This is a genomic window from Hydrogenophaga taeniospiralis, from assembly GCF_020510445.1.
Lineage (GTDB): Bacteria > Pseudomonadota > Gammaproteobacteria > Burkholderiales > Burkholderiaceae_C > Hydrogenophaga.
Window position 1 is genome coordinate 3,392,580 of record NZ_JAHBAG010000001.1, and the last position, 18,210, is coordinate 3,410,789.

At 66.3% G+C, this 18,210-nt stretch carries 20 protein-coding genes; 7 read left to right on the forward strand and 13 right to left on the reverse strand.

All coding sequences use genetic code 11. The features are described from left to right. The first annotated feature begins 84 nt into the window (after positions 1 to 84). The gene (locus KIH07_RS16195; RefSeq protein ID WP_226492955.1) at positions 85 to 417 is read left to right on the forward strand and encodes a hypothetical protein; all 333 of its coding nucleotides are present in this window, start codon (positions 85 to 87) and stop codon (positions 415 to 417) included. 41 nt (positions 418 to 458) lie between these two features. On the opposite strand, the gene KIH07_RS16200 is transcribed toward KIH07_RS16195, so the two are convergent. Together KIH07_RS16200 and tadA are read right to left on the reverse strand one after the other, a co-directional pair. Further along, complete coding sequence (locus tag KIH07_RS16200; RefSeq protein ID WP_226492956.1) at positions 459 to 1,400, reverse strand: LD-carboxypeptidase; 942 nt, start codon at positions 1,398 to 1,400, stop codon at positions 459 to 461. A gap of 31 nt (positions 1,401 to 1,431) precedes the next feature. Further along, the gene (tadA, locus tag KIH07_RS16205) at positions 1,432 to 2,820 is read right to left on the reverse strand and encodes a tRNA adenosine(34) deaminase TadA (RefSeq protein ID WP_226492957.1); all 1,389 of its coding nucleotides are present in this window, start codon (positions 2,818 to 2,820) and stop codon (positions 1,432 to 1,434) included. Positions 2,821 to 2,884: 64 nt separating this feature from the next. Here tadA and opgC point away from each other — a divergent pair, with 64 nt between their 5' ends. Continuing rightward, the gene (gene opgC, locus KIH07_RS16210; RefSeq protein WP_226492958.1) at positions 2,885 to 4,027 is read left to right on the forward strand and encodes an OpgC domain-containing protein; all 1,143 of its coding nucleotides are present in this window, start codon (positions 2,885 to 2,887) and stop codon (positions 4,025 to 4,027) included. Here opgC and KIH07_RS16215 read toward each other — a convergent pair. The 4 genes from KIH07_RS16215 to guaB all read right to left on the reverse strand — a co-directional run bounded on the left by KIH07_RS16215 (position 4,007) and on the right by guaB (position 8,788). After that, positions 4,007 to 4,681 (reverse strand): SGNH/GDSL hydrolase family protein, encoded by a 675-nt coding sequence (locus KIH07_RS16215; RefSeq protein WP_226492959.1) that lies wholly within the window; start codon positions 4,679 to 4,681, stop codon positions 4,007 to 4,009. The genes opgC and KIH07_RS16215 overlap by 21 nt on opposite strands. Positions 4,682 to 4,908: 227 nt before the next feature. After that, a complete protein-coding gene (locus KIH07_RS16220) occupies positions 4,909 to 5,517 on the reverse strand; it encodes a 2'-5' RNA ligase family protein (RefSeq protein WP_226492960.1) in 609 nt (202 codons plus the stop codon). 32 nt (positions 5,518 to 5,549) lie between these two features. Then, on the reverse strand, positions 5,550 to 7,166 hold the full coding sequence (gene guaA, locus KIH07_RS16225; protein WP_226492961.1) for a glutamine-hydrolyzing GMP synthase: 1,617 nt from the start codon (positions 7,164 to 7,166) through the stop codon (positions 5,550 to 5,552). A gap of 152 nt (positions 7,167 to 7,318) precedes the next feature. Then, positions 7,319 to 8,788, reverse strand: coding sequence for an IMP dehydrogenase (guaB, locus tag KIH07_RS16230; RefSeq protein ID WP_226492962.1), 1,470 nt, complete (start codon positions 8,786 to 8,788; stop codon positions 7,319 to 7,321). A 226-nt stretch (positions 8,789 to 9,014) separates the two neighbouring features. On the opposite strand from guaB, the gene KIH07_RS16235 reads away from it, so the two are divergent. After that, positions 9,015 to 9,506 carry a DUF4124 domain-containing protein gene (locus KIH07_RS16235; protein ID WP_413465754.1) on the forward strand — a complete coding sequence of 164 codons (492 nt, stop codon included), beginning with the start codon at positions 9,015 to 9,017 and terminating at the stop codon, positions 9,504 to 9,506. Positions 9,507 to 9,536: 30 nt separating this feature from the next. Here the strand turns inward: KIH07_RS16235 and KIH07_RS16240 are convergent, their stop codons facing one another. Beyond that, on the reverse strand, positions 9,537 to 9,866 hold the full coding sequence (locus KIH07_RS16240) for an RnfH family protein (RefSeq protein WP_226492964.1): 330 nt from the start codon (positions 9,864 to 9,866) through the stop codon (positions 9,537 to 9,539). A 9-nt stretch (positions 9,867 to 9,875) separates the two neighbouring features. After that, positions 9,876 to 10,322, reverse strand: coding sequence for a type II toxin-antitoxin system RatA family toxin (locus KIH07_RS16245; RefSeq protein WP_068168977.1), 447 nt, complete (start codon positions 10,320 to 10,322; stop codon positions 9,876 to 9,878). 103 nt (positions 10,323 to 10,425) lie between these two features. Here KIH07_RS16245 and smpB point away from each other — a divergent pair, with 103 nt between their 5' ends. From smpB to KIH07_RS16265, 4 genes are all read left to right on the forward strand, one after another. Continuing rightward, on the forward strand, positions 10,426 to 10,920 hold the full coding sequence (gene smpB / locus KIH07_RS16250; RefSeq protein WP_068168974.1) for an SsrA-binding protein SmpB: 495 nt from the start codon (positions 10,426 to 10,428) through the stop codon (positions 10,918 to 10,920). 97 nt (positions 10,921 to 11,017) lie between these two features. After that, positions 11,018 to 11,392, forward strand: coding sequence for a hypothetical protein (locus KIH07_RS16255; protein WP_226492965.1), 375 nt, complete (start codon positions 11,018 to 11,020; stop codon positions 11,390 to 11,392). A 24-nt stretch (positions 11,393 to 11,416) separates the two neighbouring features. Beyond that, on the forward strand, positions 11,417 to 11,953 hold the full coding sequence (locus KIH07_RS16260; protein ID WP_226492966.1) for a sigma-70 family RNA polymerase sigma factor: 537 nt from the start codon (positions 11,417 to 11,419) through the stop codon (positions 11,951 to 11,953). Between the two features lie 21 nt (positions 11,954 to 11,974). After that, a complete protein-coding gene (locus KIH07_RS16265) occupies positions 11,975 to 12,799 on the forward strand; it encodes an anti-sigma factor family protein (protein ID WP_226492967.1) in 825 nt (274 codons plus the stop codon). A 10-nt stretch (positions 12,800 to 12,809) separates the two neighbouring features. On the opposite strand, the gene KIH07_RS16270 is transcribed toward KIH07_RS16265, so the two are convergent. The 5 genes from KIH07_RS16270 to rbfA all read right to left on the reverse strand — a co-directional run bounded on the left by KIH07_RS16270 (position 12,810) and on the right by rbfA (position 18,206). Then, entirely contained in the window at positions 12,810 to 13,910 is a 1,101-nt protein-coding gene (locus KIH07_RS16270; protein WP_226492968.1) for an enoyl-CoA hydratase/isomerase family protein, read from the reverse strand. Positions 13,911 to 13,933: 23 nt separating this feature from the next. Continuing rightward, complete coding sequence (locus KIH07_RS16275) at positions 13,934 to 14,956, reverse strand: DMT family transporter (protein ID WP_226492969.1); 1,023 nt, start codon at positions 14,954 to 14,956, stop codon at positions 13,934 to 13,936. A 66-nt stretch (positions 14,957 to 15,022) separates the two neighbouring features. After that, positions 15,023 to 16,846 carry a translational GTPase TypA gene (gene typA / locus KIH07_RS16280; protein WP_226492970.1) on the reverse strand — a complete coding sequence of 608 codons (1,824 nt, stop codon included), beginning with the start codon at positions 16,844 to 16,846 and terminating at the stop codon, positions 15,023 to 15,025. Then, a complete protein-coding gene (truB, locus tag KIH07_RS16285; protein ID WP_226492971.1) occupies positions 16,843 to 17,829 on the reverse strand; it encodes a tRNA pseudouridine(55) synthase TruB in 987 nt (328 codons plus the stop codon). Before truB ends, typA begins: the two co-directional genes overlap by 4 nt. A gap of 2 nt (positions 17,830 to 17,831) precedes the next feature. Next, complete coding sequence (rbfA, locus tag KIH07_RS16290; RefSeq protein WP_068168954.1) at positions 17,832 to 18,206, reverse strand: 30S ribosome-binding factor RbfA; 375 nt, start codon at positions 18,204 to 18,206, stop codon at positions 17,832 to 17,834. Positions 18,207 to 18,210 lie beyond the last annotated feature (4 nt).

The following is an 18,210-nucleotide window of genomic DNA, read 5'->3' on the forward strand; positions in this document are numbered from 1 at the left end:
TCATCAATAACAAAACGTTGCACGGCACCGGCTCGGCGGCGTATTCTTGAGACCAATAAAGACAAAGTCGTTGAGGCCACCTTCATGCGCTGGATCAAACCCGGTTTACGGAACAGTATTTCGGCCCTTTTGGGGGCGGAACTGCGCAAGGACTCGCCCGAAGCCTTGGAGCCTGTGCGCCAGGCGATGCTGGCAGCCCTGGGGCAAGAAGGTGCAAAGCTCAACCCGCGCCTCAGGAACAGACTGCTGTACCTGCACGACGTCCACGCCCTGTGGTTTGCCCGCTCGGAAATGGTGGCCGTGCTCAGCAGCCTGCACGGTGAAGCGAAGGCGGTGGACACCGTCATGGGTTTGTCCCACCTCTTCCAGGGCCTGCTGCCTCAAAGCCTGATGGACTCCTGCCGCCTGCGCCGCTGAGTCACGGTGCATCGGCACCCGGCAGCTGACCCGAGAATTTTTCATCCCCAGAAGATCAGGGCCTCCCGGCCCTGCACCAGCAGCTCCACCTTCTGCCCCACAGGCAACAGCACCTTGGTCGGCACATGGCCAAACGGCAGGCCGGTCAATACCGGGGTCTTGGTCTTGCTGCGCAACCAGTCCACCACCGTCTGCAGCTTGAACCCACGGTCGTGCGGGCTGAGTTTGTAGCGGTTGAAGGTGCCCAGCAACACCGCTTTCTGTTCACCCAAGATGCCGGCGTGCAGCAGCTGGGTGAGCTGGCGCTCGATGCGGTATGGATGCTCGTTCACATCCTCCAGAAACAGGATGCCCCCCTTGACTTTGGGTAGCCAGGGCGTGCCCACCAGCGAACACAACACCGACAGGTTGCCGCCCCAGAGGGTGGCGTTGCGCACCTGCAGTGAAGGTGCTTCCTCGACCGGCTTCTTGGCCCGTGCCGCCAGCGCCGGCAGATCGGATTTGGGCAGTTGCCAGCCCGTGCCCTCACCCTGCCCACAGACCATGTCGTCGAAGCAAGCTTCCATGATGTCGTCGGGGGCGTCTTCGGTGCCGAAGTCTTCGCCCAGCGCCGGGCCGGCCCAGGTGGTGGCGCCCGTCTTGACCAGCAGCGCGCACTGCAGCGCGGTGAAGTCGCTCAGGCCCACGAAGCGGGTTCCTTTTTCGACGGCCTTGGCGATTTTTTTGTAGGGCAGCTCGGGCAGGATGCGCGTGAGGCCGTAGCCACCGCGCGAGATCAGCGCCACATCGGCACCGCTGGCCGCCGCGCGGGTGACGGCCGCTAGGCGCGTGGCGTCGTCGCCGGCGAAGCGCGTGTGGCTGGCGAGTGCGGCCTCGTCGATTTCGACTTCGTGCCCCAGGCCCTTGAGGCGGGCCACGCCGCGCTTGAACGCGGCCTTGTCGCGCACGGCGCTGGACGGGGAGTAGATATAGATGTGGCTCATGTGAAACGATGGAAAACGGTCAGGGACAGGATCATCGCGTAAAAAACGCGTCGGCTTCGCGGGCGATGCGCTCGCCATGCTCCTGCACGAAATGCCCGGCCTGGGGCAGCAGCAGCGGTTCGGGGCAGTTGCGGATGTCGTGCTGCAGCGCGCGCATCACCGGCTCACCCAGCACCGGGTCTTGTTGGCCGATGGCCATGAAGGTCTGCCCCTGCCAGTCATGGCGCCAGAACTCGCGGGCCTGGCGCGAGACGGCGGCACCCTCGTCGTCGGCCAGCTCGGGCACCATCGCCGGGAAAGCGCGCAGCGCGGCACGGTGGCCCCGGTCTGGAAAAGGGGCGTTGTAGGCCGCGCATTCTTCGGCGCTCATCTGCGGGTTGCCGCGGGCGAAGAGCCGGGCGATGTCGAAGTCGGGGTTCTTGGCGCACATCTCCCGCCAGGCCAGAAAGCCGGGCGAGAGCGGCGCGTCACCCGTGGCCAGGGTGGTGTTCATCACCAGCAGGCCGCGGTAGCGCTCGGGAGCGGCCATGGGCAGCGTCAGGCCGAGCAGCCCCCCCCAGTCCTGCACCACCAGCACCACGTTGCGCAGATCGAGCCGCTCGACCAGCTCCAGCAGCACCTGCCGGTGCCAGGTGAAGCTGTGGGCGCCCTCCTTCTTGGGCTTGTCGCTCTTGCCGAAACCGATCAGGTCGGGCGCGACCACCCGAGCGCCGCCAGCGGTGAACACGGGAATCATCTTCCGGTAGAGGTAGCTCCAGGCCGGGTTGCCGTGCAGGCAGAGCCAGGTGATGGCGGCATCGCGCGGGCCTTCGTCCAGGTAATGCAGGCGCAGGCCGGCCAGCGAGGGCAGATCGCTGACGCAGTGCGGCGCCCAGGGGTAGCCGGGCAGGCCCTCGAAACGCGCTTCGGGTGTGCGCAAGGCGTCTTCGCGCAAGGGATGCGCGGCGCGGCGCTGGTCTTCGCGCCGCTGCCGGAAAAAGTCGCTGAGCAGTGCGCCGCACTCGTCGGCCAGCACCCCGCCCTGCACCGCCGTCTGGTGGTTCAGCCGAGGTTCCGCAAACAGATGGACCACCGAGCCGGCCGCACCGGTCTTGGGGTCGGCCGCGCCAAACACCACGCGCTGGAGCCGCGCATGCAGCATGGCCCCGCTGCACATGGCGCAGGGTTCCAGCGTCACGTAGAGCGTGCAGTCGTCCAGCCGGTAGTTGCCCAGCGCCCGGGCCGCCGCACGCAGCGCGACGATTTCGGCGTGGGCGGTCGGGTCGAGGCCGTCGATCGGCGCATTGCGGCCGGTGGCGATCACGCGTCCGCCCTGTACCACGACCGCGCCCACCGGCACCTCGCCGGCCTGGGCTGCCCGCTGCGCCTCGGCCAGGGCTGCGCGCATGAAACGCTGGTCGGGAATGGCGATGTCGGGCATGCGGCGAGTGTAGGCCAGGGTCTGTCCGCTCTGGCATGATCGGGGGTTCTTCTGGTTTACCCTGATGTCAAACGCCTCTCAACGCCGCTGGGAGCTGGACGCCCTGCGGGGCCTCATGCTCGTCCTGATGACGCTGACCCACATGCCGACGATGTATTCGTTGCCATCGGGCCAGCCGTTCGGCTTTGTCTCGGCCGCCGAGGGCTTCGTGTTCCTGTCGGCCTTCATGGCGGGCCGCGTGTACGGCGGCCGGGCCCGGCGCGATGGCCTGCCAGCCATGCAGGCCGCCTTCCACAGCCGCGCGCTCAAACTCTACCTGTGCCAGTTCGGCCTGCTGTTGCTGGCCTTCACGCTGATCGCCTGGCTCGGCGTGCACAACCGGCAGGGCGGCGTCACCGGCCTGCTCGAATTTTTCTTCATCGACCCCTCGGCCGCGGTGGTCGGGGCCGCCATGCTGATCTACAACCCGCCGCTGCTGGACATCCTGCCGCTGTACATCGCCCTGATGCTGCTGAGCCCGTGGCTGCTGCGCCGAGGCCTGCAGCAGGGTTGGCGTGGCGTGCTCACGGTCAGCGCCCTGCTCTGGCTGGCCCAGCAATGGGGGCTGGGTCTGGCGCTGCACGAGCTGACCGGCCGGTTGATCGATTTTCCGGTGCCCTACAAGGACATGGGCGCCTTCCATTGGTTGGCCTGGCAGGCGCTGTGGGTGGCCGGCCTGTGGCTCGGCGCGCGGCGGCAGCCACTGCCGCGTTTCCCATGGTGGCTGCTGGTTCCTGCGGCGCTGTACGCGCTGGGCATGCTGCTGTGGCGCCACATGGTGGGCCAGGACCCGATGCCCGGCGTGCCCGCGGTCGGCCAGTTGCTCGACAAATGGTCGCTCGGGCCGCTGCGGGTGTTGAACTTTGCCAGCGTGTTCGTGCTGCTGGTGTCGGCCGGCCCCTGGCTGCGGCGTGTGCTGCCGCGCCCCCGGCCGCTGGAGCTGCTGGGGCGCAACTCGCTGTCGGTGTTTTGTGCCCACATCGTGATCGCGCTCTTCACGCTCGCCTTCTTCGGCTCCACCCAGGTCATCCGCCCCTGGAGCACCGATGTCGCGCTGCTGGCCGGCGCGTTCGCCGGTCTGTTCGCCGTTGCGATGGCGGTGGAAACACGCGAGCGTCGTGGCTGGCGCCCGGCGCTGGTGTGGCGTTCAGGGGCGCAGATGCGCTGAGACCACCTGGCGCCAGAGGCCATAGCCCTCGGCGCTCAGGTGGAGCTGGTCGCGCAGATACAGCTCGGGACGCGGCTGTCCGTCGTTGTCCAGCATGGCCGCGTGCACGTCGATGTAGTCCAGATTGTCTTGCGCCAGCACGTGGGTCTGGATCAGCAGGTTGGCCTCGCGCATGGCCATCATGTGCGCCAGCCGCGAAGGGCTGGGTTTGATCGACAGGTAGGCGATCCGTGTGTTGGGCAGCGCGCTGTGCACCTGCTGCACGAACCGCACGAAATGGGCCAGCAGGTCCTGCGGCGTGGCGCCCTCGGTCAGGTCGTTTTCACCCGCGTAGAGCACCACCAGCCGTGGCCAGTACGGCAACACGAGGCGGTGCACCAGATCGGCGCAGTCCGACAGGCGCGAGCCGCCAAACCCGCGCCGGATCACCACCGGCTGTTCTGGGAAGGCCTTCTCCAGGCCGGTCCACATCCGGATCGACGAACTGCCCACGAACAACACCCCACCAGGCGCCGGTGGTTGCCGCCCGTCGGCCGCCGCGAAGGCATCCAGTTCGGCCTTCCAGCGCAGTTCGGCCGGTGAACCGCTCTGAGCGCGGGCGTGGACCCAACTCAGGGCGGCCAGCGCGGCGACGAGACACCCGCGTCGGTTCATCTCGTGGGGTATCCGCTCATGCCCGGGTGAGGCATCCCGTCAGCCAGCGAGTGCTCGCCAAAAACACCGCACGCGAACCGCGTGGCCGCTTGGGCCCCGACGGCATTCGAGATCCGGCTGGCGAACCGGCGCTTGCACATCCACGCCAGTGCGTGGACGAGGTGTCTGTCGCTGAACCGAGGTGGCAGATGCATGGGTGAAGCTCCAGGTGGCCGACCTACCGACGATCAGCGCAAGGGCCAACGCCCCAGCACGATATGCCGGGTCTGGCCCAGCAGGCTGTGCACCAGCACGAACTCGCGCGCCGTCCATGTCAGCGGCTCGACCGTCTGGACAGGCATGTTCTCGCGGTCGTAGAGCAGGGTCATGTGCGGGGTGAAGCTGCCACTGCGGGGCTTGGGGCAGGCGGCGCGCTGCAGCGCCAGATCCAGCGTCTGCCACAGCCGCCGCAGGGCTTCGTGGGGCTGCCCGGAGCACAGCACCAAGGGGTGTGTGCCCCGGTGGGTGGCAAAGCTCATGACCTGGTCGAAAGCGATTTCCATGGGCGGCAGATGCACCGTGTCGGCCGCGTTGCGGGCCGCGCTCACGATGTCCTCGCGCAGCCCCACGTGGTCACCCAGGTGGTGCAGGGTCACATGCAGCCGCTCGGGCGCCAGGAGGTGGCCCGCCAGCCCGAACCGCTCGCGCAAGCCGTGTGCTTGCTGCGACAACCTGGCTGCATCGCCCGCGTCCGGGAACAAGCCCAGGAACAGGCGGTCGGTCGGCCTTTGCGGCGGCTCAAAGCCGGGCAACGAGCCCTGCAAGGGCGCGGATGGGTTTCGGCGGGCGCCCGACATGGTGATCGCAACCGCTGGGCTTCAGGCGCCGTTCATTCCCACTCGATGGTCGCCGGCGGCTTGCTCGACACGTCGTAGGTCACGCGGTTGATGCCGCGCACCTCGTTGATGATCCGGCTCGACACTTTTTTCAACAAGGCATAGGGCAGTTCGGCCCAGTCGGCGGTCATGAAATCGCTGGTCTGCACCGCGCGCAGCGCCACCACGTAGTCGTAGGTGCGGCCGTCGCCCATCACACCCACGCTCTTGACCGGCAGGAACACGGTGAAAGCCTGGCTCGTGAGGTCGTACCAGCTCTTGCCGCTGATGGGGTCGAGGGTGGAGCGCAATTCTTCGATGAAGATCGCGTCGGCCCGGCGCAGCAGGTCGGCATACTCCTTCTTCACCTCGCCCAGGATGCGCACGCCCAGGCCCGGCCCGGGGAACGGGTGGCGGTAGACCATGTCGTGCGGCAGGCCCAGCGCCACGCCCAGTTCACGCACCTCGTCCTTGAACAGATCGCGCAGCGGTTCGAGCAGTTTCAGGCCCAACTGCTCGGGCAGGCCACCCACGTTGTGGTGGCTCTTGATGGTGACGGCCTTCTTGCTCTTGGCGCCGCCGGACTCGATCACATCCGGGTAAATAGTGCCTTGTGCCAACCACTTGGCGCCTTTTGTTGATGCACCACTTGAAATCAATTTGGCGGCTTCGGCCTTAAAAACCTCGACGAATTCGCGGCCGATGATCTTGCGTTTGGCTTCCGGATCGCTCACGCCGGCGAGGTGGCCGAGGAACTGGTCGGCCGCGTCCACCCGGATCACCTTGGCGTGCAGCTTGCCGACGAACATGTCCATCACCATGTCGCCTTCATGCAGGCGCAGCAGGCCATGATCGACGAAAACGCAGGTCAGCTGGTCGCCGATGGCGCGGTGGATCAGCGCCGCCGCTACCGAGGAGTCCACACCGCCGGACAGGCCCAGGATCACTTCTTCGTCGCCCACCTGCTCGCGGATCTTCTGCACCGCTTCTTCGATGTGATCGCGCATCACCCAGTCGGGGTTGGTCTTGCAGATGTCGAGCACAAAGCGCTCCAGCAACGCCCGGCCCTGCACCGTGTGCGTCACTTCCGGGTGGAACTGCACGGCGTAGTAGCCGCGCGCCTCGTCGGCCATGCCGGCGATGGGGCACGAATCGGTGCTGGCCATGAGTTTGAAGCCGGGCGGCATCTCGGTGACCTTGTCGCCGTGGCTCATCCAGACCTTGAGCATGCCGTGGCCGTCGGGGGTGTGGAAGTCCTCAATGCCCTTGAGCAACGCGGTGTGGCCGCGGGCGCGGACTTCGGCATAACCGAATTCGCGGGTGTGGCCCGCCTCCACCTTGCCGCCGAGCTGCTGTGCCATGGTCTGCATGCCGTAGCAGATGCCCAGCACCGGGACGCCCAGTTCAAACACGGCATCCGGGGCCTTGTCGTCCACCTCGTACACGCTGGCGTGGCTGCCGGAGAGGATCACGCCCTTGAGCTGGCCATCGGCGGCGAACTCGCGCACCCAGGCGTCGCTCACGTCGCAGGGATGGACCTCGCAATACACATGGGCTTCGCGCACGCGGCGGGCAATGAGCTGGGTGACCTGGGAGCCGAAATCGAGGATGAGGATTTTCTGGTGCTGCATGGTGGTCGGTGGACTTCAGAAAAAAACAAAGGCCGCCAACAAGGACAGCCCGAAGAGCAAGTGACCCAACCCAGGGCACCGCGGAACCGGCTTTGCCGGGCCGCTGGTGCCGCCCCCTGGGGGGTGACGCCGCAGGCGGCGCGGGGGGTAACCTATTCCGCGCGGTAGTTCGGCGCCTCTTTGGTGATCTGCACGTCGTGCACGTGGCTCTCGCGGATGCCGGCCGAGGTGATCTCGACAAACTCCGCCTTGGCGCGCATGTGTTCGATGGTCGGGCAACCGCAATAGCCCATGGAGGCGCGCAGGCCGCCGGCCATCTGGAAGATGATCGACACGACCGAGCCCTTGTAGGGCACGCGGCCTTCGATGCCCTCGGGCACCAGCTTGTCTGCGTTGGGGTTACCGGTGCTGCTTTCCTGGAAGTAGCGGTCGGCGCTGCCCTGCTGCATGGCACCGATGGAACCCATGCCGCGGTAGCTCTTGTAGCTGCGGCCCTGGTACAGCACGATCTCGCCCGGCGCCTCTTCGGTGCCGGCGAACATGCCACCCATCATCACCGTGTTGGCGCCGGCTGCAATGGCCTTGGCGATGTCACCGCTGTAGCGGATACCGCCATCGGCGATCATGGGCACGCCGGTGGTCTGCAGCGCCGTGGCCACGTTGTCGATGGCCATGATCTGGGGCACGCCCACACCGGCCACGATGCGGGTGGTGCAGATGGAGCCAGGGCCGATACCGACCTTGACACCGTCGGCACCCGCTTCCACCAGCGCCAGAGCGGCGCTGCCGGTGGCGATGTTGCCGCCGATCACGTCCACCTGCGGGTAGTTCTGTTTGACCCAACGCACGCGGTCGATCACGCCCTTGCTGTGGCCGTGCGCCGTGTCCACCACGATCGCGTCCACACCCGCCTTGACCAGCGCTTCGACGCGCTCTTCGGTGCCCTCGCCCACGCCCACCGCTGCACCGACGCGCAGCCGGCCCGAAGCGTCGCGCGCGGCATTGGGGAAGTTGAGCTGTTTGGTGATGTCCTTGACCGTGATCAGACCCTTGAGTTCGAAGGCGTCGTTGACCAGCAGCAGGCGTTCCAGCTTGTGCTTGTTGAGCAGGGTCTTGGCCTCGGCCGGCGTGGTGCCGTCGGGCATGGTGATCAGGCGCTCACGCGGCGTCATGATCTCGCTGACCGGCAGATCGAAGCGGGTTTCGAAGCGCAGGTCGCGACCGGTGACGATACCGACCACCCGGCCATCCTGGACCACCGGGAAGCCGGAAATACCGAGGTCGTCGGACAGCTTCATGACCTGGTGCACCGTGGTCTGTGGCGAGATCACCACCGGATCGCGCAGCACACCCGACTCGTAACGCTTCACCTTGGCCACGTGGGCGGCCTGCTCCTGCGGGGTGAGGTTCTTGTGGATGATGCCGATGCCGCCCTCCTGGGCAATCGCGATCGCCAGTCGCGCTTCCGTGACGGTGTCCATGGCCGCGGAAACCAGGGGCAGGTTCAGCTTGATGTTGCGGGAGAACTGGGTGGCGAGCGAGGTGTCCTTGGGCAGGACCTGGGAGTACGCTGGCACCAGCAACACGTCGTCGAAGGTGAGCGCTTTGCCGAGTAGGCGCATGGGGTAAAGCTCCAAAAGCGCCATTGTATCCGCCGCCGAACCAAGCACATTCAGGACCAGGGTGTCAAAAAACAGGTATGGGGGTGACAAAAAACGACCCGAACCGCCACTTGTTGACGTCGCTTGGCGGCGTGTCAAGCCGTTTGCACGGCGAGGCCGTTAAACTGCGGCCATGGCTCACCGCACACCCTCCCCAACATTCAAACGCGCATGGTCCGTTGCTGCCGTGGCATTGCTCGGCTGCGGCAGTGTTCTGGCGCAATGGCAGTGGATCGACAACTCCGGCAACCGCGTATTCAGCGACACACCGCCGCCAGCGGGTGTGCCGGACAAGAACATTCTGAAGAGTCCGGGCGCCCGAACCGCGCCTGCGCCCACCTCAGAGACCGCGCCTGCTGCCGACGCAGCGCCCGCCGCCCCCACCACCGCTCCCAAATTGAGTGGCCGAGACGACGAACTGGAAGCCAAAAAGAAGCAGGCCGAAGAAGCCGAGCAGGCCAAGAAGAAAGCCGAAGCGGCAAAACTGGCCAAGGCCCGTGCCGAAAACTGCGAACGCGCCAAGCGCGCCAAAACCACACTCGACTCGGGTGTGCGCATGGCCACGATGAACGCCAAGGGTGAGCGCGAAATCATGGACGACAACGCTCGGGCGGCCGAAAGCAAGCGCCTCGACGCCATCGTGCGATCCGACTGCGGCCCGCTCCCAGCACCCAAGTGAGGGTGTTTCGCGGGCTGCGTCCGACTTGACTCAGTAGCCCGCCTTCGAGCCCGGACGCCTGCGGGCAAACAGACCGGCGCCGCGTGCGCCCTGCCCCACGAAGCGCTCCCGGCGTGCCACCTTGGGGTCCACCCGCAGCAGCCGGTAGACCTCCACCCGGTCCCCTTCACGCAACACGGTGTCGGGGCCGGCTTTGTGGTTCCAGATACCGGTGGCCAAGCCCTCCTCACCGATCTCCGGAAAGCGCTGCAGCCAGCCCGCCTGCTCCAGTGCCTGCCACAGGGTGCAGGCTTGGTCCACCGACAGTGCCTGCTCGTGCACCTCGCGCGCGGCGCTGGCATACATCAGGGTGATGTTCATGCCGTGCCCTCAGCCAGCACCATAGACCTGGTCGGCGCGTTTGACGAAGGCGTCCACCAGATTGCCGGCGATCTTGTCGAAAATCGGCCCCACGAGGGTTGCCAGGGTCTGGCTGGAAAAGCCATAGGTCAAACGAAACTCCACTTTGCAGGCCCGCTGACTGCCATCACCCAGCGGGGTGAAATCCCAGCAACCTTCCAGGTGTGAAAACGGCCCGTCCACCAGCTCCATGAGCACCTGGCGATCGTCCACATGGGTGTTGCGGGTGGTGAAGCTGTGACGCAGGCCACTGAGCGCCATGCCCACACGGGCCACCATGCCACCCGCATCGCGCTCGATCACTTCGCTGTGATCGCACCAGGGCAGGAACTGCGGGTAATGGTGCACATCGGTCACCAGTGCGAACATCTCGTGCGCGCTGTGCCAAAGCAAAACTGACTTTTGAATCGTTTTCATACAATCGGCGTGCATTCAGGGCCATCTGCCAGATTCGGCAAGGCGCCCGCGCAGCGTGTTCGCTGCCATTGTATTGGCCTGAAACGGCCGCAACTGAAACCCCATGGCCACCAAACCCAGCAAGACCGCGCCCGCCAAGGGTGTCGACACCCGCATCGCCGACAACAAAAAAGCGTTCTACAACTACGCGATCGAAGAGCGCTTCGAGGCCGGGGTGGTGCTCGAAGGCTGGGAGGTCAAGGCCCTGCGCGAAGGCAAGGTGCAGCTCACCGACGGATACGTGGTGATCCGGGCTGGCGAGCTGTTTCTGATCGGTTGCCAGATCAACCCGCTCAACACCGCTTCCACCCACATCAGCCCGGACGCGGTGCGCACCAAGAAGCTGCTGTTGCACAAGGACCAGATCCGCCGCCTCATCGGCAAGATCGAGCAAAAGGGCTACACCCTAGTGCCGCTGAACCTGCACTGGAAAAACGGCAAAGTGAAATGCGAGCTGGCATTGGCCAAGGGCAAGGCCGAACACGACAAGCGCGACACCATCAAGGAGCGCGAAGGCAAGCGCGAGGTGGAGCGGGTGATGAAGTCGCGCCACCGCTAGATTTTTTTGCGAGCACCGGGAATAAACCGGGTCTCCCGGATGTTTGTGAGAGTGCAGCCCTGTGCTGCGTTCCGCAACATCCCCACTGGAGGTTTCCATGAAGTTCCCCGCGCTCGCCACCCTGACCCTCGCCCTGCTGGGCGCCACCGCATCCGCTTACGCCGAAGTGCCGGCCAAAGTGATGAACGGCATGCTGGTCGGCCCCAACCAGATGACGCTCTACACCTTCGACAACGATGTGGCCGGCAGCGGCAAGTCCGTCTGCAACGGCCCCTGCGCCACCAACTGGCCGCCGCTCATGGCGGCCGACGGCGAGCAGCCCAGCGGCGACTTCACCGTGATCACGCGCGACGACGGCAAGAAGCAATGGGCTGTCAAAGGCAAACCGCTGTATTACTGGGTCAAGGACAGCAAACCCGGCGACGCCACCGGCGACGGCGTCAACAAGGTCTGGCACGCGGCCAAGCCCTGAGTTCCGCCCTTCCCCGCCCCGCGCATGAATCCGAACGAGCTCCTGAGCGAAATTCCCAGCCTTCGGCGTTACGCGCGGGCGCTGACGGGCGATGCCTGGGCGGCCGACGATCTGGTGCAGGACACGCTGGAGCGGGCCTGCACGAAACAACGCCTGTGGCGCGAAGGCACGGATCTGCGCGCCTGGCTGTTCACCCTGATGCACAACCTGTACATGAACCAGTTGCAGCGCGTCCGGCGCCAGAGCGCCGCCGGACGCGAGGTGGATGTGGACGACAGCGAAGTCGAGCTGATCGCACCCACCCTGCCCACCGACACCGCGCTCGATCTGCAGCGCTGCCTGCTGCTGCTGCCGGAGGAACAACGCGAGGTGCTGTTGCTGGTGACGCTGGAAGACCTGTCGTACAAGACCGTGGCCAAAATCACGGGCGTGCCGGAGGGCACGGTGATGTCCCGGCTGTCGCGGGCCCGCCACCGGCTGCAGGCCCTGATGGATGGCGCACCGGCCGCAGCAGGTCTGCAACGCGCCGCCGAGCCGGTGCCGCTGCGCCGGCTGAAATGAATTTGCCGGATGAGTGAACCCATGAAACCCGATACGCCACCTCCCGTTGCCGCCCCCGTGACCGACGATGAGCTGCACGCCCTCATCGACGGCCACCTGCCGCCCGCAGATCGCCAGGCCATCGAAGCCCGGCTCTTGCAGCAGCCCGAGGCCAGCCGCCGGCTCGCCGACTGGCGCGCGCAGCGCGAAGCCCTGCGGGCACTGCATGCTCCCCTGCTGGAGGCGCCGGTGCCCCAGCCGATGCGCGACGTGCTGCTGCGCGCCGCCGCCGCTCGCCGCCAGGCCAACGACTGGTGGCGCTGGGGCGGCATGGCCGCCAGTGTGGTGGTGGCCTTCGGCCTGGGTTGGCTGAGCCATGGCGAATGGCCGGGTCGGGCGGGCACGCCCAGCGTGGTGGGGCAACGGAGCCTGGCGTTTGCGCAGCAGGCGGCCGTGGCCCATGTGGTGTATTCACCCGAGGTCCGCCACCCCGTGGAGGTTGCCGCGAGCGAGCAGGCGCATCTGGTGCAATGGCTCTCCAAACGACTGGGCAAACCGCTGGCGGTGCCGGATCTGAGCGCGCAGGGCTACCAGCTGATGGGGGGCCGCCTGCTGCCGGGCGACACCGGCGCGCGCGCCCAGTTCATGTACCAGGACGCCAGCGGTGTCCGCCTGACCTTGTACCTGGGCGCGCTGGACACCGGTCCGAACGGCACGGCAGGGGGCGAAACCGCGTTTCGCTTCACCGACGATGGCCCGGTGCCGCGCTTTTACTGGGTGGATCAGGGCTTTGGCTACGCCCTGGCGGGCCCCCTGCCCCGCGAAGCCCTGCTGGCGCTGGCCCGGGTGGTTCACGGCCAGCTCTGAAGGGTCAGGGTCAGCCCAGCTGGCGCAAGGGGTGTGCGTCGGCCGCCCAGGGGCTCTCAAAGAACGCGGCCACCTGCGCGGGCGTCACGTCTTCGATGCGCGGCGGGTTCCAGCGCGGGGTGTTGTCCTTGTCCACCGCCAGCGCACGGATGCCCTCCACCGTCTCGCTCTGCGCGGCGGGGCGCAGATGGAAGCAGCGATGCACCATGTCCCGCTCCATGCGCAGGTCGTCGGCCAGGCCCATGGCGCGCGCGCGGCGCACCTGCTCCAGCACCACGTGCAGCATGAGCGGTGAACGCTGGCGCAGGGTAGCGGCGGTGGCGCGCGCCCAGTCGCTGTCGGTGGCGTCCAGCGTGGCGATGATTTGCACCATGTCGGGCAGGCCAAACACGCGATCCACTTCCTGCATGGGCCAGGCCCCCGGGGTGACCGTGGTGTTCAGGTGGTTGGCGCACCAGCGCTCCACCGAAGCGCCGTTTTCGAACGGTGTTTGCGCCAGTGAGGCCCACAGGCCGGGCAAACGGCCAGAGTCGATGAAGCCGTCGGCCAGCCCCGCGGCCATGGCATCGCGCGCGCCCAGCACATGGCCCGTGAGCGCGAGGTATTCGCCCAGACGACCCGGGCAACGGCTCAGGAAGTAGCCGCCCCCCACGTCGGGGAACAGGCCGATGTTGGTTTCGGGCATGGCGAGCTTGCTGCGCTCGGTGACGATGCGCAGGCTTGCCCCCTGGCTGATGCCCATGCCCCCGCCCATGACGATGCCGTCCATGAGCGCGATGTAGGGTTTGGGGTAGGTGTGGATCAGGTGGTTGAGCGCGTACTCTTCGGTGAAGAAGTCTTCCAGCGCCGGGTCACCGGCCAGCGCGGCCTGGTGGAAGAAGCGGATGTCGCCCCCCGCGCAGAAGGCACCGAACGGGCCTTCCTTGTTGACGCCACGCACCACAACGGCCAGCACCATGCCATCGTCTTTCCACGCCCGCAGCGCCTGGGTGATGGTGCGGATCATCTCCAGCGACAGGGCGTTGAGCGCCCTGGGCCGGTTCAGCGTGATGCAGCCCACCCGGCCCTGGATCTCGGTGACGACGTGGGTTTCGGCGGTGGATGCGGTCATCTTCGTGTTTCCGGAGGTGGCGTTCATTGTGGCGGTTTGTCGACCGTCTGGATACGTGGCGAGCCCGCGCGCGCGCGCCAGCCCAGCAGCTCGTTGAGCACCAGGGCGCCGATGACCAGGCTGCCGCCCAGCAGCACCTCGTCGCCCGGCACTTCGCCGGCCCCGATCCAGGCCCAGAGGATACCGAAGATGACTTCGAGCAGGGCCAGCAGCGACACCTCGGGCGCCTTGAGCACACGGGCACAGACCACCGACAGTGCGCAGGGGATGGCCAATTGCACCAGGCCCAGCAGGGCCAGCCAGGCCACGTCGCTGCCGGTGGCAGTGAAAGGCATGGCCAGCGGCCAGGTGAGCAGCGACGAGATCACCGCGCCCAGCAGCACCGAGGGCACCAGGTCGATCTTTTCGCCATGGGTCTGGCCACGTTGCACCACCGTCCAGTTGATCGCGCCGGCCACGGGCACGCAGAGCGAAAACAGCGAGCCCAGCAGCAGCCCGCCGGTATCGATCTCGGGGTGGGTCACGGCCGCGACGAACTGGCTGCCATACATGTAGGCGATGCCCGCGCCGGCCGCCACGATGGCCAGCCAGGTGCGTGTTGCCAAGCGATGGCCGATGAAGACGCGCGCCAACAGGGCGGTGAACAGCGGCCCCACCGACATGATCACCAGCACGTTGGCCACGCTGGTGAAGGTCAGCGCGAGCATGAAGGCGGTGAACATCACGCTCCAGCACACGCCGGAAATCCAGAAGGACCTGGATTCCGGAATCAGGCCCCAGTGGCGCTTGAGCCAGAGGCGCCACGGCCCGGTGTCGGTGCGCTCCGGTGGCAGCAGGCCCTGGCTGCGGTCCATGTGGCGCCAGACCGGCAGGATCACCAGCAGCGAAAGTGCGGTGAAAGCGCTGCGCCAGAACGTCACTTCAAAACGCGCGGCCGATTCCAGCTGGCGCGAAACCACGCCGGCGATGGACCACATGAGGGTCACCGCCAGCATGAGGAAAACCGCCTGGGTGTGGGTCAGTCGGTTCAGGGCCTTGAAGGGCATGGTGGGTGTTGCGCAAGGGGCCCGTCACCCCACCAGGCGTTTCCGCCCGGTGGTGAAGCGTGGAGCTCAGTCGCGGCTGGCGCGCTTGCGGTCCTGCTCTTTCAGGTGGCGCTTGCGCAGACGCACGGACTTGGGCGTGATCTCCACCAGTTCGTCGTCCTCGATGAATTCCACACCGTATTCCAGGTTCAGATCGATCGGGGGCGTGATCTTGATGGCATCTTCCTTGCCGGAGACACGGAAGTTGGTCAGTTGCTTGGTGCGTGTGGCGTTGACCACCAAGTCGTTGTCACGGCTGTGGATGCCGACGATCATGCCTTCGTACACCGGATCACCGGCCTTGACGAACATGCGGCCGCGGTCGTCCAGCTTGCCCAGGGCGTAGGTGAAGATTTCACCGTCGTCCATGGAGATCAGCACGCCGTTCTTGCGGCTGGCGATGTCGCCCTTGTGCGGCTCGTAGCTGTCGAAGATGTTGGAGATCAGGCCCGAACCACGGGTCAGGTTCAGGAACTCGTTGGTGAAACCGATCAGGCCACGCGCCGGAATGCGGTACTCCAGGCGCACGCGGCCGCGGCCATCGGGTTCCATGTTCACCAGCTCACCCTTGCGCTCGCCCAGGGCCTGCATCACGCCACCCTGGTGCTGCTCTTCGATGTCGGCCGTCACCAGCTCGATAGGCTCATAGCGCACGCCATCCACGTCCCGGAACACCACACGCGGCTTGGACACGGCCAGCTCATAGCCCTCGCGGCGCATGTTTTCCAGCAGGATGGTCAGGTGCAGTTCACCACGGCCCATCACTTCGAAGATGCCGTCTTCGTCGGTTTCCTTCACCCGCAGCGCGACGTTGTGCTGCAGTTCCTTTTGCAGACGGTCCCAGATCTGGCGGCTGGTGACGTACTTGCCTTCGCGGCCGGCCAGCGGGCTGGTGTTGACGCAGAAGTTCATGGTCAGCGTCGGCTCGTCGACCTTGAGCATGGGCAGCGGTGCGGGGTTGAGCGGGTCGGTCACGGTCACGCCGATGCCGATGTCGGGAATGCCGTTGATCAGCACGATGTCGCCCGGACCGGCTTCGGTCACCTGCACACGGTCCAGCCCCTGGAACGTGAGCACCTGGTTGACACGGCCCTTGAAAGACTTGCCGTCCGGACCTTCCATGACCAGCACGTCCATCGAAGGCTTGATGGTGCCCGCGCTGATGCGGCCCACGCCGATGCGGCCCACGAAGGTCGAGAAGTCGAGCGCGGAAATCTGCAGTTGCAGCGGTGCCGCCGGGTCGCCCTGCTGGGCCGGCACGTGCTTGAGCACGGTGTTGAACAGGGCCGACATGTCCGGGCCCCACTGTTCACCGGGCGCGCCCTCTTCCAGCGAGGTCCAGCCGTTGATACCGGAGGCGTAGACCACGGGGAAGTCCAGCTGTTCGTCGTTCGCGCCGAGCTTGTCGAACAGGTCGAAGGCGGCGTTGATGACCTTGTCGGGGTTGGCGCCGGGCTTGTCCACCTTGTTGACCACCACGATGGGCTTGAGGCCCAGGGCCAGCGCCTTCTTGGTGACGAAGCGGGTCTGCGGCATCGGGCCTTCCTGGGCGTCGATCAGCAGCACCACGCCGTCCACCATGGACAGCGCGCGCTCCACTTCACCACCGAAGTCCGCGTGGCCGGGGGTGTCGACGATGTTGATGTGGGTGTCCTGCCAGCTGACCGCGCAGTTCTTGGCCAGGATGGTGATGCCGCGCTCGCGTTCGATGGCGTTGTTGTCCATCACGGTGTCGACCACTTTTTCGTGCTCGGCGAAGGTGCCGGACTGGCGCAGCAACTGGTCAACCATGGTGGTTTTTCCATGGTCAACGTGGGCGATGATGGCGATGTTGCGGATTTGTTTGCTCATGTTGCGGTTTCCAGGATTTGCTGTATTTCGATGGGGCTCAGCAGCCGCCCCGGGATCAGTTCACCACCTTGGGTGTGGCCACTGCCCAGCAGGACTGGCCTGGGCGATGGTTCGTTTTCGCGGGGTTCGGCGCCGGGCCCTGGGCCGAACACGGCCACCTGCTCCTGATCGGGCCAGTGGCCGCGGCGGCGAACGCCACTGAGAAAGCGTCCGGCGCCTTCTGCATCGAGCGCCACCGGCGTGTGCCCGCCCAGCAGGATGTCCACAGGCAAGAGCCGGGCCATGCGTTGCGCCTCGTTGTCAGCCTCCAACGCTTCGAGCGTGGTGCACCGTGATTCGTCAAACGGGCCGGTGGCGGTACGGCGCAACATGATGAGGTGCCCGCCACAGCCCAGCGCTTCGCCGATGTCTTCGCCCAGCGTGCGGATGTAGGTGCCCTTGCTGCAGCGCACGCGCAGCCGCAGCTGGGGGGCATCGCCGTGGAGTTGCATGTCGAGCAACTCCAGTTCGTGGATCACCACATGGCGTGCCTCGCGCTCGACCGTCTCGCCATCGCGGGCGTATTCGTAGAGCGGCTTGCCGTCTTTCTTCAGAGCGCTGTGCATGGGCGGCACCTGCTCGATCGGGCCGGTGAAACGGTCCAGCACCTCGACCACTTGGCCCACGCTGCAGGTCACGGGCCGGGTCTCGATCACATCGCCTTCGGCGTCCCCGGTGCGGGTTTTCACGCCCAGCCGCACGGTGGTCTCGTAGGTCTTGTCGGCATCCAGATGGAGCTGACTGAACTTGGTGGCGGCACCGAAACACAGGGGCAACACGCCGGTGGCCAGTGGGTCCAGTGTGCCGGTGTGGCCAGCTTTTTCGGCGCGCAGCAGCCATTTGGCCTTCTGCAGCGCCTGATTGCTGGAAAGACCCAGCGGTTTATCGAGCAACAGCACCCCATGCACAGGGCGCCGTTGCACCCTGGTGCTTTGGCGCTGCATGGTCAATCTCCGTCTTTGGAACGAGAGGCCACCGCCTTGGAAATCAGGGCGTTCATGTCGGCCGCGCGCTCGGTGGTGCGGTCGAACACGAAGTGCAGCGTGGGCACGGTGTGGATGTGCAGGCGTTTGAACAGGCCACTGCGCAGAAAACCGGCCGCGGTGTTCAGGCCCTGCAGGGTTTCGGCCGGATCGCCGGTGAGCAGGCTGAAAAACACCTTGGCGTGCGCGTAGTCGGGCGTGACCTCGACCGCGTTGATCGTGACCATGCCCACCCGCGGGTCCTTGAGCTCGCGCGCGATCAGCTCGGACAGATCGCGCTGGATCTGGTCGGCCACGCGGAAGCCGCGGTTGGGTGTGGAAGATTTCTTGACGGCCATGGTC